General features: G+C 45.3%; 14 protein-coding genes, 1 rRNA gene and 1 other RNA gene. 3 read left to right on the top strand and 13 right to left on the bottom strand.

Going from position 1 to position 14,150, the window contains the following annotated elements:
• Positions 1 to 126: 126 nt before the first annotated feature.
• From GZ22_RS11135 to tadA, 8 genes are all read right to left on the bottom strand, one after another.
• A 16S ribosomal RNA gene (locus tag GZ22_RS11135) occupies positions 127 to 1,689 on the bottom strand.
• A 235-nt stretch (positions 1,690 to 1,924) separates the two neighbouring features.
• Complete coding sequence (locus GZ22_RS11140) at positions 1,925 to 2,185, bottom strand: pro-sigmaK processing inhibitor BofA family protein (RefSeq protein ID WP_038562521.1); 261 nt, start codon at positions 2,183 to 2,185, stop codon at positions 1,925 to 1,927.
• Between the two features lie 73 nt (positions 2,186 to 2,258).
• Positions 2,259 to 2,474, bottom strand: a complete 216-nt coding sequence (locus GZ22_RS11145) for a YaaL family protein (RefSeq protein WP_038562524.1) — start codon at positions 2,472 to 2,474, stop codon at positions 2,259 to 2,261.
• Between the two features lie 14 nt (positions 2,475 to 2,488).
• Entirely contained in the window at positions 2,489 to 3,085 is a 597-nt protein-coding gene (recR, locus tag GZ22_RS11150) for a recombination mediator RecR (RefSeq protein WP_038562527.1), read from the bottom strand.
• Between the two features lie 15 nt (positions 3,086 to 3,100).
• Positions 3,101 to 3,418 carry a YbaB/EbfC family nucleoid-associated protein gene (locus tag GZ22_RS11155; protein WP_038562530.1) on the bottom strand — a complete coding sequence of 106 codons (318 nt, stop codon included), beginning with the start codon at positions 3,416 to 3,418 and terminating at the stop codon, positions 3,101 to 3,103.
• 27 nt (positions 3,419 to 3,445) lie between these two features.
• On the bottom strand, positions 3,446 to 5,122 hold the full coding sequence (dnaX, locus tag GZ22_RS11160; RefSeq protein ID WP_038562534.1) for a DNA polymerase III subunit gamma/tau: 1,677 nt from the start codon (positions 5,120 to 5,122) through the stop codon (positions 3,446 to 3,448).
• 119 nt (positions 5,123 to 5,241) lie between these two features.
• Positions 5,242 to 5,507, bottom strand: an RNA gene (ffs, locus tag GZ22_RS18265) — signal recognition particle sRNA large type.
• A gap of 68 nt (positions 5,508 to 5,575) precedes the next feature.
• Positions 5,576 to 6,055 carry a tRNA adenosine(34) deaminase TadA gene (gene tadA / locus GZ22_RS11165; protein WP_038562537.1) on the bottom strand — a complete coding sequence of 160 codons (480 nt, stop codon included), beginning with the start codon at positions 6,053 to 6,055 and terminating at the stop codon, positions 5,576 to 5,578.
• Between the two features lie 99 nt (positions 6,056 to 6,154).
• Between tadA and GZ22_RS11170 the strand changes: the two genes are divergently transcribed.
• Positions 6,155 to 6,679 carry a cysteine hydrolase family protein gene (locus tag GZ22_RS11170; protein ID WP_245609658.1) on the top strand — a complete coding sequence of 175 codons (525 nt, stop codon included), beginning with the start codon at positions 6,155 to 6,157 and terminating at the stop codon, positions 6,677 to 6,679.
• 60 nt (positions 6,680 to 6,739) lie between these two features.
• A complete protein-coding gene (locus GZ22_RS11175; RefSeq protein ID WP_038562543.1) occupies positions 6,740 to 8,023 on the top strand; it encodes a glycoside hydrolase family 18 protein in 1,284 nt (427 codons plus the stop codon).
• Positions 8,024 to 8,049: 26 nt separating this feature from the next.
• On the opposite strand, the gene GZ22_RS11180 is transcribed toward GZ22_RS11175, so the two are convergent.
• The 4 genes from GZ22_RS11180 to aldA all read right to left on the bottom strand — a co-directional run bounded on the left by GZ22_RS11180 (position 8,050) and on the right by aldA (position 12,720).
• Entirely contained in the window at positions 8,050 to 8,769 is a 720-nt protein-coding gene (locus GZ22_RS11180; protein WP_051748214.1) for a DUF3891 family protein, read from the bottom strand.
• Between the two features lie 54 nt (positions 8,770 to 8,823).
• Positions 8,824 to 9,336, bottom strand: a complete 513-nt coding sequence (locus GZ22_RS11185) for a type 1 glutamine amidotransferase domain-containing protein (protein ID WP_038562546.1) — start codon at positions 9,334 to 9,336, stop codon at positions 8,824 to 8,826.
• Positions 9,337 to 9,403: 67 nt separating this feature from the next.
• The gene (acsA, locus tag GZ22_RS11190) at positions 9,404 to 11,104 is read right to left on the bottom strand and encodes an acetate--CoA ligase (RefSeq protein WP_038562551.1); all 1,701 of its coding nucleotides are present in this window, start codon (positions 11,102 to 11,104) and stop codon (positions 9,404 to 9,406) included.
• A gap of 173 nt (positions 11,105 to 11,277) precedes the next feature.
• Positions 11,278 to 12,720 (bottom strand): aldehyde dehydrogenase, encoded by a 1,443-nt coding sequence (gene aldA, locus GZ22_RS11195; protein ID WP_038562554.1) that lies wholly within the window; start codon positions 12,718 to 12,720, stop codon positions 11,278 to 11,280.
• Between the two features lie 247 nt (positions 12,721 to 12,967).
• Between aldA and GZ22_RS11200 the strand changes: the two genes are divergently transcribed.
• Positions 12,968 to 13,159 (top strand): CsbD family protein, encoded by a 192-nt coding sequence (locus GZ22_RS11200; protein WP_038562557.1) that lies wholly within the window; start codon positions 12,968 to 12,970, stop codon positions 13,157 to 13,159.
• Positions 13,160 to 13,320: 161 nt separating this feature from the next.
• On the opposite strand, the gene GZ22_RS11205 is transcribed toward GZ22_RS11200, so the two are convergent.
• Positions 13,321 to 14,076 carry an N-acetylmuramoyl-L-alanine amidase gene (locus GZ22_RS11205; RefSeq protein WP_038562561.1) on the bottom strand — a complete coding sequence of 252 codons (756 nt, stop codon included), beginning with the start codon at positions 14,074 to 14,076 and terminating at the stop codon, positions 13,321 to 13,323.
• Positions 14,077 to 14,150 lie beyond the last annotated feature (74 nt).

Consider the following 14,150-nt stretch of genomic DNA (forward strand, 5'->3'; position numbering starts at 1 on the left):
TTGATGTTTTGGCATTGTTGTTTCTTATCTAGTTTTCAAGGTTCACAAGAGAGATTGATCTCTCAAAACTGAACAAACAACCAATCACGATGTCTACTACGAAGTAGTAGTTCCAATTATCCTTAGAAAGGAGGTGATCCAGCCGCACCTTCCGATACGGCTACCTTGTTACGACTTCACCCCAATCATTGATCCCACCTTCGGCGGCTGGCTCCTAAAAGGTTACCTCACCGACTTCGGGTGTTACCAACTCTCGTGGTGTGACGGGCGGTGTGTACAAGGCCCGGGAACGTATTCACCGCGGCATGCTGATCCGCGATTACTAGCGATTCCGGCTTCATGCAGGCGAGTTGCAGCCTGCAATCCGAACTGAGAATGGTTTTATGGGATTTGCTTAGCCTCGCGACTTTGCTGCCCTTTGTACCATCCATTGTAGCACGTGTGTAGCCCAGGTCATAAGGGGCATGATGATTTGACGTCATCCCCACCTTCCTCCGGTTTGTCACCGGCAGTCACTCTAGAGTGCCCAACTTAATGCTGGCAACTAGAATCAAGGGTTGCGCTCGTTGCGGGACTTAACCCAACATCTCACGACACGAGCTGACGACAACCATGCACCACCTGTCACGCTGTCCCCGAAGGGAACGTCTTGTCTCCAAGATTGTCAGCGGATGTCAAGACCTGGTAAGGTTCTTCGCGTTGCTTCGAATTAAACCACATGCTCCACCGCTTGTGCGGGCCCCCGTCAATTCTTTTGAGTTTCAGCCTTGCGGCCGTACTCCCCAGGCGGAGTGCTTAATGCGTTAACTTCAGCACTAAGGGGCGGAAACCCCCTAACACCTAGCACTCATCGTTTACGGCGTGGACTACCAGGGTATCTAATCCTGTTTGCTCCCCACGCTTTCGCTCCTCAGCGTCAGTTACAGACCAGAGAGTCGCCTTCGCCACTGGTGTTCCTCCACATATCTACGCATTTCACCGCTACACGTGGAATTCCACTCTCCTCTTCTGCACTCAAGTTCCCCAGTTTCCAATGACCCTCCACAGTTGAGCTGTGGGCTTTCACATCAGACTTAAGAAACCGCCTACGAGCCCTTTACGCCCAATAATTCCGGACAACGCTTGCCCCCTACGTATTACCGCGGCTGCTGGCACGTAGTTAGCCGGGGCTTTCTGGTTAGGTACCGTCAAGGTACGAGCAGTTACTCTCGTACTTGTTCTTCCCTAACAACAGAGCTTTACGACCCGAAGGCCTTCATCGCTCACGCGGCGTTGCTCCGTCAGACTTTCGTCCATTGCGGAAGATTCCCTACTGCTGCCTCCCGTAGGAGTCTGGGCCGTGTCTCAGTCCCAGTGTGGCCGATCACCCTCTCAGGTCGGCTATGCATCGTCGCCTTGGTGGGCCATTACCCCACCAACTAGCTAATGCACCGCGGGCCCATCTGTAAGTGACAGCCGAAACCGTCTTTCCATTTCCAATCAGGAGAAAGGAAATACTATCCGGTATTAGCTCCGGTTTCCCGAAGTTATCCCAGTCTTACAGGCAGGTTGCCCACGTGTTACTCACCCGTCCGCCGCTCATTCCGCCAGAATCACCCCGAAGGGGTCATCTGGTTTCCTGCGCTCGACTTGCATGTATTAGGCACGCCGCCAGCGTTCGTCCTGAGCCAAGATCAAACTCTCCATGAAAGTTTTGATGCTTTTGCTCGTTAGAGCTGACGTTGATCTTACGATCTTGTCGTTTAATTCGTAATTGGTTGTTTTGTTCAGTTTTCAAAGATCAATTTCGTTCTGCCGCTCATTTGGCGACTAGAACATCATATCATGTTTTAACTTTCGTTGTCAACATGTTTTTTTGTTGCTGTCAGCTCCGTTCCGAAGCGACTTGAATAATATATCATGAATTAGGGAACACTGCAATACTTTATAACAAAAAATATTGAATTGCTGCCAGAGAAGCTATTCCCGGAATGCCTAATACGCCTACCAATACTGTTGTTGCGGCATTTATCGGGATGTGTAGTCCGGCAAGTGCTCCTACTACATTAAATAGAAATAGTAGAAAGACACCAAGAATAAGCCTAACTGAACCTTTGAGCATTAAACTAAACAGCTTGCCTGAGGTTCCTGAAATAAGTAAGACTACTACTACAGCCAACAGTACACCGATTATTGCATACGACACATCTCATCTCTCCTTTAACTTGTCCTGTTTTCTACACTATGAGTACGGACAAGAAAAAAGAACACGCATTGCGTTAGGTACGCAATGCGCTTAAGTTTCGGTGTCTTGCTTCACGAAGCATGAAAAGATACTTGGCTTGCGCCACCTGTAAATCATACTGCCCCATTTCACTTGCATCGACACTTCTCTCTATTATAGATTGGATGCTCACCCAATCGTTTTTCATCTTGAATATATCAGCTAACAACTCTTTGTCCACATCAGATCTCTTCAATCTTCTGCCAGCCATTTATCTCACCTGCTTTACAGTTCTCTTCTGCCTTCCATCGCTTTGGACAGGGTGACTTCATCTGCATACTCCAGATCTCCACCCATTGGCAGGCCGTGTGCAATCCTTGTTGTTCGTATACCAGATGGTTTGACTAGTTTAGATATATACATAGCTGTTGCTTCGCCTTCTATGTTCGGATTGGTAGCTAGGATCAATTCCTTCACTTCTTCATCCTTCAGGCGGTTCAATAGGGACGGGACATTGATATCTTCAGGTCCGATACCATCCATCGGAGAAATAGCTCCGTGCAATACATGATATTTCCCATTGAATTCACGCATCTTCTCCATAGCGATGACATCTTTCGGATCCTGTACAACACAAATAAGAGAGCTGTCTCTTGCTTCATCCTGACAAATACTACAAGGATCCTGATCGGTGATATGACCGCAGATACTGCAGTGGGTCAATTCACGTTTGGCATTGATTAATGCCTTCGCAAAATCCATGACGTCATCTTCTTTCATACTAAGTACATGAAAAGCAAGACGCACGGCAGTCTTTGGTCCGATTCCAGGCAATTTAGTAAAACTGTCTATCAGCTTCGAAATCGGTTCGGGATAATACATTTATTTAGTTGCCTCCTAGAACATTCCTCCAGGTAACCCTTTCGTGAACTGTCCCATTGTTTGGTTGGATTTTTCATCAACTTGCTTCAATACTTCATTTGTTGCAGAAATAATAAGATCTTGGAGCATTTCCACATCATCCGGATCTACTACTTCTTCCTGGATGACTACATCAGTAATCTCCTTTTTACCATTAGCGACTACCTTTACAGCACCGCCGCCTGCAGTTGCTTCGAAAGTCATTTCATGAAGCTCTTCTTGAGCCTGCATCATTTTCTTCTGCATTTTCTGCATCTGTTTCATCATATTGTTCATATTCCCACCACCACGCATGGAAAAATCCCTCCTTGAATTTGGTTATTAGTCTTTTATTTCGAGTAAGTCATCTCCGACCAGTTTCCTGGCCTCAGCGATAATCGGGTCTTCCTCTTGCTTTCCATCCTCAGAAGAATCCTGCTGCTTCTGATTTTTCAGGAAGTCCTCCCGAAGTTCTGTCCAATTTGCCTCCGGAACCGGTATGACCATAATTTGGTGTCCGATCCGTTCTGCTAGTAATGATTCTATCGTGTCTTTGTGCTCCAAGGCAAGTGAACAGTGGATCTCATATTTGAAACCTATAATAAGTGCATTCTGCGATGCTGCTCTTGGCTTACTGTTTAAAATCGTAGCATGTGCAGGAGCACTCTGCCGCTTAAGGGCATCCATAAAGCTTGCCCAATGCTCGGCAACCAGCTTCAATTCATCCTTTGTTGCTTCTGATAATACTTGGCGTATGCGTTCGAACGGAACACGATAGCTATTCTTGCTGCCTGTTCGTACTGGACGTTTAGGCTGTTCGGCAGGAGCTGCTGCTGATTGCGGCTGCAATTTCAATTGTTTCAATTCCTGCTCCAGCTGAGAAATCTTACGTGTCAGCTGCTGCACAGCTTCGGCTTCCACACTCGCTGTCGGAGCACTTTGATCTGCAATGTGCAAAATCGCAATCTCAACAAAAACCTTCGGACTGTTTGCCCATTTGATCTCCTGCTGACAACGATTCAGTTCTACAATTGCTGCCTGGATCCAAGAAGCATCCACTTCCTCCGCCAGCTGTTTGAAACTATCATCTACCAGCACGCGTTCCAATATGTTTTCCATACCAGGTGCACTTTGGAACATCAGTAAATCCCGTAAGTAATAGATAAGATCAAAAACGAAACGCCCCGGATCCTTTCCATCCTGTATCAGCAGATCAACTTGTTCAAGTGCTGCTTGTACATCTTGTCTGGCACAAGCCCTGATAACCTCTGTTAGTCTATCCTGAGAAACGGCACCGGTAACAGCAAGCACATCCGCAAGCTCCACAACATCTTCACTGTAGGAAATTGCCTGGTCGAGCAAACTGAGCGCATCCCGCATTCCGCCTTCTGCCGCTAGTGCAACTGACTCGACTGCATCATCAGATACTGTGATTTGCTCTTTCTCGAGAATCTCCTGCATCCTGCTTACCATCGCCTGCTGGTTGATACGTTTAAAATCGAAACGCTGACATCGGGAAATGATTGTCAACGGAATCTTATGCGGTTCTGTTGTCGCTAAGATGAAGACCACATGTTTCGGTGGCTCTTCCAATGTCTTGAGAAGTGCATTAAATGCTCCAATCGAGAGCATATGAACTTCATCGATAATATACACTTTATATTTGACCGCGCTAGGAGCATATTTCACTTTGTCCCGGATGTCTCGTATTTGTTCGACACCGTTATTAGACGCTGCATCAATTTCGATTACATCCGCAATTGATCCATCTTGTATTCCTTTGCAAGCCGCACACTCGTTACACGCTTCCTCTACCGGTGCATGTTCACAGTTGATGGTCTTTGCAAAGATCTTCGCCGCACTTGTCTTCCCTGTACCACGCGGACCGGAAAACAAGTAGGCATGCGAGAACTTATCCTGCATGATGGCATTCTTCAATGTACGGATAATCGGCTCCTGACCTACAACATCAGCAAATGTCCTTGGCCTCCAGACACGGTATAACGCTTGATAACTCATCACGCCGAGCTCCTTTTTTCATTCTTCCTTCATTATAACGGAATTAGGTTACTGATACTACATGTATAAAAAGAGCCCTTACCAAATGGCAAGGACTCTTATTGTTTATTGGTTAAGCGCCGTGCACCCACCGTCGATAATACAGATCTAAGCGTTACATAAGTTCATGGCTCGACCCAGGCTTCCCCGCGGCACACAGGAGAGACTGCTTACTGCTGCTTCCTTCCGGACCTGACAGGGTTCACAGTTTCCTGTTGCGCAGGACCCGGGTGTCAACACCAATTCCTTATGGCAGGCCTTAAAGCCGTATTACCTCGGATGGGAATTCGGCCTCGCTATAGCGGATTGCGAGTACAGGGCACCGCTACCTCCCCGCTTAGCACGGCTAAGTTGTGAATAAAGTTAGGCGCATTGATAGCGCACTTCATAGTATAGCTTGTTTATAGTGAAAAATCAAATCCGGCTGTTTTTCTCTGCTTTTTTCTTCCGAAGTTCCCGGAAAAATGAGGTCAGCAGTCCGCCGCATTCCTCCTGGAGCACACCACCTGTCACTTCTGTTTGGTGATTGAACCGATCATCTTGCAGTAAATTATATAAAGTGCCTGCACAGCCAGCTTTCGGATCATACGCACCAAATACAACACGCCGCACGCGTGATTGGATAATGGCACCTGCACACATCGGACATGGCTCAAGTGTTACATACAAATCACAATCTTCCAGTCGCCAACTGCCTATTTTCTCATTAGCTGCCTGGATTGCATGCATTTCCGCATGGGAGTGTGCCTGCTGCGTCGTTTCTCTAAGATTGAACCCAGAAGCAACGATTTCGCCATCCTTTACAATAATAGCTCCAATTGGAACTTCGCCAAGAAGCTCCGCCCGCTTTGCTTCTTTTATCGCTTGCTCCATCCAGTAAGCATCGGTCGTCATATATATCTCCCACATTTCTATCTAAAGGTTTCAAATTACGTAAAGTTGATAATGTATAAGTATAAGAAGCTTCCTACTATGAAGTAAAGGAGAATTATCTTGAGTGACAAAAAAGCTGTCTTGTTTATAGATGTTTTCAACACATTCGATTTTCCCGGCGGTGAAAAGCTGCTGGCGAACACAAAGGAAATCCTTCCTAATTGGGAGAAGCTGCGTAAAAAGGCAAAAGAGAATGATTGGCCGGTCATCTTTGTAAATGATCACTACGGTATCTGGCAGGATAACTTCAAAAAAATAGCTGATTATTGCCGGAATGAGGAGAATCAAGAAATCATCGATAGCATGATGCCGCACGAAGATGATTATTTCCTTTTAAAGCCGAAGCATTCTGCGTTTTTCCAGACATCTCTTCCATCACTATTGAAAGAGCTCGATTGCAATCATGTTATTTTTGCTGGAGTTGCCGGTAATATATGTGTTGTATTTTCAGCCAATGATGCCCATATGCGGGAGTTCAAGCTGGATGTGCCGAAGAACTGCGTAGCTTCTAATACTAAAGAACAAAATGAGGACGCATTGCGTGTTATTGAAACGACTCTCAGTGCCAATACAGATCCAATCTGACATAAGACGGCTCCTCCGAGCATAGCTTTTCTACAGAGGCTTTATAAAGGAGGAGTCGTTTTGCAAATATATGTAGTTCAGTCTGGTGATTCACTGAATAGCATCGCAAGCCGTTATGGTACGACAAGCCAGGAATTGATTACTGCAAACGAACTGGCAACACCAAATGACCTTGTCGTCGGACAGGCGCTGGTGATTCCAATCATTGGCTCATTCTATTATGTCCAAGCTGGCGATAGTCTTTACACCATAGCCAGAAGAAATAACCTGTCAGTTGCAGAGCTTTCTCGAATCAATAACATTTCAGCATCAGCAGTCCTGCAACCTGGACAGCGTCTCTATCTGCCACCGAAACCAAAAAGGCAAATTGAATCAAACGCCTATATAGAGCCTTCCGGAGATACTGTATCCCAGACTTTGGAGACTGCAGCAAGACAGCGTGCCCCATACCTCACCTATCTGATGCCTTTCAGTTACAGAGTAGATCGGCAAGGAAACTTAACAGCCCCACCTTTAAATGATTTTGCAAATATTGCACAGGCCAATAATACGACATTAAGTCTTGCTGTCTCCACACTTGAGGGCGGACAATTCAGTGCCGAATTGGGAACTAGAATTGTAACCACGACTTCTGTCCAAGATCGCTTATTTACGAATATTATCAATACAGCCAATGAAGTAGGATTTGGCGAGGTACACTTCGATATTGAATTTCTGCCGGCAGAAAATCGGGAGGACTATAACAATTTCCTCAGACGCGCCGTCGCCAGACTTCGACCTGAGGGCCTGCGTGTATCGACAGCAGTTGCACCAAAAACGAGCGCGACCCAGCAAGGACAATGGTATGAAGCACATGATTATGCCGCACACGGGGAGATTGTTGATTTTGTCGTTTTGATGACTTATGAATGGGGCTATAGCGGCGGTCCGCCATTAGCTGTCTCTCCATTACCGAATGTACGAGATGTTGTGGAATACGCATTAACAGAAATGCCTGCCAACAAAATCATGCTTGGTCAGAACTTGTACGGCTATGATTGGACGCTTCCTTATGAGCCTGGCGGAGACTATGCCAAAGCTGTCAGTCCGCAGCGAGCCATTGCGATTGCCCGTGAAAATAATGCCTCGATTCAATACGACACTACTGCGCAAGCACCTTTCTTTAGGTATACAGCAGCTGGTGCACAACATGAGGTGTGGTTTGAAGATGCCCGTTCCATCCAGGCAAAATTCGATCTGATCAAGGAGTTGAACTTGCGCGGAATCAGTTATTGGAAGCTTGGTCTTTCCTTTCCGCAAAACTGGCTATTACTCACTGACAATTTCACAATCAGAAAGCTATGAGAGCAGTATACCTACTGCTCTTTTTTTCATGTCACTGTTATCCATAGCTTCTCTTCGCGAAACTCATCTCCATCCACAATCACTTGTGGAATAGCTACACGGACAGGACTCTCAAGCGGAGAAGGAGTCAGCCTGACTTCCTCAGAAGATACCCACTCTCCGATAATCTTTTCTGCAAAAGAAAACTGTTCCGTAAAACCATCACGGAACCAGCTCACCTCATTCTGCTTTGATACTCCCGGCTGATTCATACACAAGTACAAAGAAACATCATCACAGTAGGAGAGCATTTTCTGATCTGTATCCAATGTTGCTTTTTCAGCTGATGTCAGTGTTTGCATGTCGGCTTGCTGTAACCCATGTTCCCGTTCTAAAAATGCTTTTATCTGCTCATCTTCTGTATCATTGGAAAAGAAGGAGCAATAATGCCTGCTGCATAATATAGCCGCATAGCGGGATTGTTCTCGTACTTCCATGATGCCCTGCTGATAGGCACGAAGCTTATCGGTTAACGGATAATCAATAAAGCTATAAAATCCTTTTCCATCAGGCTTACGCTTTGGCACTTCATCCAATGGAATCCATGCTCGGTCATGCTGATCTACTGCCATAATAGTGTCAGGGCGCTGGACAGGCGAATTAGGATCGTCCTTTCGCCAATGTCTGGCTATTTCCCCGGAAATAGCTGCATGGGCATGCTGCGGGATTAGCACCGTTTTTCCATCGTTATTTTCTCGAACAATCATTACATCCCTCCTATGAAAAACTCCCGGCATATAGCCGGGAGTCATAATTTCATCTTATTTCAATAGCTTCAAGGATTCGTCGATGAATGCTGGAATATCATCCGGCTGTCTGCTTGTAACCAGCTGGTTCTGGCATACGACAACTTCCTTATCTTCCACAGTTGCACCAGCGTATTCCATATCCACCTGAATTGATTTATAGCCTGTTGCTTTTCGGCCTTCAAGCGTTTTAGCTGAGATTAACAGCTGCGGACCGTGGCAGATTGCAAAGACCGGTTTTTTCTCATCCATAAAGTGCTTCGCAAAATTCACGAACCGATCATCCGCACGCAGATTATCAGGTGAAACACCGCCAGGAATGAATAGGGCATCAAAGTCTTCTGGTTTCACATCATCGATACCTTTATCAATTGATACTGTTGCTTCCCCTTGCTTACCTTTTACACTGTTACCTGCCTCAAATTCGATAGTTGTCACTTCATGACCAGCTTCTTTATATGCTTTTGCCGGATCTGTGTATTCCACGTCTTCAAAGTCATTAGTAATCACTGTTGCAATTTTAGCCATTGTCTAACACTCCTTTATAAAAGTATCACACAATGTATAGTTCCACGTGAGCTGTCGATTAAACCTCTTATTCCTCTAAAGTAGATGTATCACCCAGCGGCAGTCCAAGCTCTTTGGCACGAAGCAGACGGCGCATGATCTTGCCGCTTCTTGTCTTTGGAATCGAGGTGACAATCTCAATTTCCCTTGGTGCAGCATGCGCACTTAGTCCTTTTTTAATAAACTGGCGAATTTCTTCACGCAACTCTATGGAATCTTTATGCCCTTTATCTAAGGTGATGAAAGCTTTAATGATTTCCCCACGCTCTTCATCCGGTTTCCCAATCACCGCCGCCTCGGTAACTGCATAATGCTCAATCAGCTTGCTTTCCACTTCAAATGGTCCGACCAATTTCCCAGAAGTGTTTATCACATCGTCCAAACGCCCTTCAAACCAGAAATAGCCTTCTTCATCCATTTTGGCGCTATCACCTGATACGTACCAGCCGTTGATAAAGTAGCTATCGAACTTCTCTTGATTGCCCCAAATTGTTTTCATCATCGATGGCCATCCCGCTCTTACCGCAAGGTTCCCGCTCGTATGCGTTGGCAGTACATTCCCCGCATCATCAATAATAGCAGCTTCGACACCTGGTATTGGTTTACCCATTGCTCCCGGTTTGATCGACAGCGTTGGATGATTGACGATGAGCATCGCGCCAGTTTCAGTCATCCACCATGTATCATGGATGCGTTTGCCGTAAACTTCTTCCGCCCAATAAATGATCTCCGGGTTCAGAGGCTCCCCGACACTGAGGACATGGCGAAGCGAGGACAAATCATGTGCATGAGCAACTTCATCACCAGCAGCTGCCAGCTTCCGCAATGCAGTTGGAGCTGTATACCAGACCGTTACCTTATGCTTCTCAATGATCTTATACCAAGCTTCCGGAGTGAAACGGCCGCCAGCAATCACATTAGTTGCACCATTCAGCCATGGTCCGAATATGCCATAACTTGTACCTGTCACCCAGCCTGGATCAGCTGTACACCAGTACACATCATCCTCCTGCAAATCTAAAATCCATTTACCAGTAGCATAATGCTGTATCATTGCTCGATGCGCGTGATAGACACCTTTTGGTTTACCAGTGGATCCAGAGGTATAATGCAGCAGCATACCATCCTCTTTATCCAGCCATACAGGCTCGAACTCGGATGATGCCTGGTCCATCAGTTCTGTATAGTCATGTACTCCATCTGTTTCGGATTTCAGTACAATGACTTCCTTCAATTCAGGCAGATTGTCTCTATTAACACGGGGCAGCAGTTCTGCAGTGGTAATCAATATACTAGCACCGCTGTCCTTTAGCCGATCTTCTACTGCCTGTTCCATGAATGCCTCGAATAAGGGTCCAGCTACAGCGCCAATTTTGAGAATACCAAAAAAGCTTGCGTAAAAATCAGGACAGCGGGGCATGAACAAAAAGATACGGTCTCCTTTTGCTGCTCCGAGAGCTTTCAGCATATTGGCGGCCTGATTGCTGCGTTCCTTCAGTTGAGTGAATGTCCACTTCTCCTCTGTTTGGCTATCCTGATAAATTAGAGCAAGCTGATTTGCTTTAGCTGGGTTTTCTGCATGGCGGTCCACTGCTTCATAAGCAGCATTCAATTTGCCCGTATGGAACCAGGAAAAATCACGCTCCATCTGACTCCACTCAAACGATTGACGTAGTGCTTCAAAATCCGTTACATTGTGCTTTCCACTGAGAGGTGCTAACATTTTCATGATTCGACATCCTTCCCTTTAATTTGTAAGCGTTTACAATAAATACGAATAAAAAAGCCTCTGTCTGCATCAGCAAAGCAAGTAGGTTATTTCCATTGTACCTTGTTTTCCTTACCAATCAAAGTGAAATCATAAAAATGAACACCCGCTATATACACGGGTGTTCATGGTTGTTATTTTTTATATTGCATATATACTGCCTGTGTAACTAAGAAGTCCTCAACCCCATACTTACCGTCTGTACCGCCAAGTCCTGACTTACGGATGCCGGCGTGATATCCTTGGACGGCTTCCTGATTCTCACGGTTCACATATGTTTCCCCGAACTTAAGTTCATTGATTACTTTCATCGCTTCATTTAGATCTTCTGTATAGATAGAAGAAGAAAGTCCATACTCTGTGTCATTACCCATCTCGATGGCTTCTTCTAAATTAGTAAATGTAACGATAGGAACGACCGGACCAAAAATCTCTTCTTTAATAATGGACGAGTCGTGCTGAACATTTGTCAGGATGGTTGGCTCATAGAAGTAGCCAGACTCTGCATCTGGTCTTTTACCACCAATAATACAATTGGCACCTTCCTCTTTAGCCGCCGCTACCATTTCTTCGACAGTTTCTAAACGATCCTTGCTGACAAGCGGTCCCATCTCTACATTATGGTCTTTCGCAGGATCCCCATAAGAGACTCCTTCAAACGACTGCTTGAGTTTTTCTGTGAACGTTTCGGCTACACTTTCATGTACATAAACGCGCTCAGCATTCGTACAAGTTTGCCCGTTGTTCAGCAGGCGGGATGCTTTGATCTGCTCCACTGCCAAATCTAAATCTGCGTTTGCTGTTACAATGGCAGGTGCCTTGCCGCCAAGCTCTAGATTTACTTTGGTAATATTTTGTGCCGCAGCTTCCATTACTTTTGTTCCTGCTGTCACACTGCCCGTAATAGAGATCATGTCCACTTTTGGATGGGAAGCAAGCTGATTTCCGAGAGCAGACCCTGTCCCTGTAACATACTGATAGACGCCGTCTGGTAAGATACCCAGTTCATCAACCATCTTGGTAAATTCGTAAGCTGTATTCGGTGTCTGCTGACTTGGCTTCAGTATAAGTGTACAGCCTGTGGTGAGCGCCTGGGCAACCTTCCGTGCCAAAATAAAGACAGGGAAGTTCCACGGTACAATACCTGCTACAACCCCGATCGGCTTCTTATAGATAAAGATATTTTCATTTGGACGATCACTCGGGACGATGTCACCTTCAATGCGACGTGCCCATTCAGATGTGTAGCGGAAGAAATCAATCGCCATATCCACTTCGCCTGTGGCAAGCTCATAATTCTTTCCTTGCTCTTCCTGCAGCAAGGAAACGAAAGTATCTTTTCGTTTTTCCAGTTCATCACCAAGCTGGCGCACAATTTTAGCCCGCTCAATCGCCGGTGTCTGCTCCCACTCTTTTTGAGCTGCAGCAGCACCATCCACTGCTTGGTTCACTTCATCCTCTGTCGATTTAGGAATCTTAGATATGACCTCTTCTGTCGCTGGATTCAAGATATCGATTGTTTCTTCTGCCTGTGAAGTAATAAAACGTCCGTTGATATAAAGCTGATGTGTCTCCACAATCATCCTCCTCTTTTTTCATTCCTGGTAGTTGTTTTCCACCATAAAGGAAGATACAAACACAAAAAGGCCCGCTCTTTTAAAGAGCAGGCCTTTTCTTACACTTAGCAGATTAGTGGTATGGGGGATACCTAACATCAATATACCCAGCCACACATTATATAAACATTATTATGAAAAAGTTTATAACTTTTTTATAGCGGGAACAGCATAGTATAGCAAATTTCATTTAAGGAGTGGATTACAAATGGCTGAAAACAAACAAAGTTTAGGTGACAAAGTAAAAGGTGCCGTATCAAAAGCAAAAGGTGAAGCAAAAGATCAAATCGGTAATGCGAAAAATGATAAAGGTATGCAAGCAGACGGTAAAAAAGATAAAGCAAAAGGAAATCTTCAAGATACTGCAGGTAAATTGAAAGAGGATCCTGACCGTTGTTAAGAAAGAACACAATCAATTGTCAGATAAACTGACAGGAAACGAGGGGGACTTGGGAAAGTAAGAACAGCACCCAATTTCGGCAAATTTCGTGCTACACTTAATTCAAGATTTCCCCTAAATTTCTAACGCAAAATGGCTGCCAAATGGCAGCCATTTTTGTTTTAGACAATTTCTACATATTGCGGATTTGCTGTAATATAGTTTCCGCTCTTCAGCTTATACATAGTAGAACCATCGACAGTTAGTGTCTCCACTACAGTGAATACTTCTCCTTGGCTGACTGTACCAGCGCGTGCATTCCAATCTGGTGCATCATAATAGTATAGAGATGCTGCCTTTACTCGAATCAAAAAGGTTGAACCTGAACCCGATTTCTTCGTTAATCCAAGTGCTTTTTCCAAACCATTTACATGACCTCGCGCCACATTCTGAATCCATGAATTAGATTTCATCTTCGCCGCATCAGCACTATTATCAATAAAGCCATTCTCCGTCAGGACAGCAGGCATATTTGTCTCCCGAAGTACGTGGAAATTCGCCTTTTTCCTGCCGCGATCCGACATTCCATTCAGCTTCATTACTTCCTCGTGAATACGTGCTCGCATTACTCCTGTTGCAGAGCTATCAGATAAAGTGGAATAAATGAAATCCTCGTATCCAGTCCCACCACCAGCATTGATATGGATGCTGAGGAAGAAATCGGCTCCCCAAGCGTTAGCATCATTTGTACGCTGCGTAAGAGATGGGAACGTATCCCCCGTACGAGACATACGTACCTCTGCATTTTCATATTCCAGCTGCAGGATATTCCGAATCGATGTTCCAATTGCCAACACCACATTCTTCTCCTGAATTCCATTTGCTGATGCCCCTGGATCTGACCCTCCGTGACCTGGATCTACATAAATTTTCACCATTCGACCATCTCCCTTTCTTTTTTTGACTGCTTATAGTACCTTATGCAGCCTTGTACTAGATAAAAGCGGTTGGT

Origin of the sequence: Terribacillus saccharophilus (assembly GCF_000725365.1) — a bacterium.
In the GTDB taxonomy this organism is placed as follows: Bacteria; Bacillota; Bacilli; order Bacillales; family Amphibacillaceae; genus Terribacillus; species Terribacillus saccharophilus.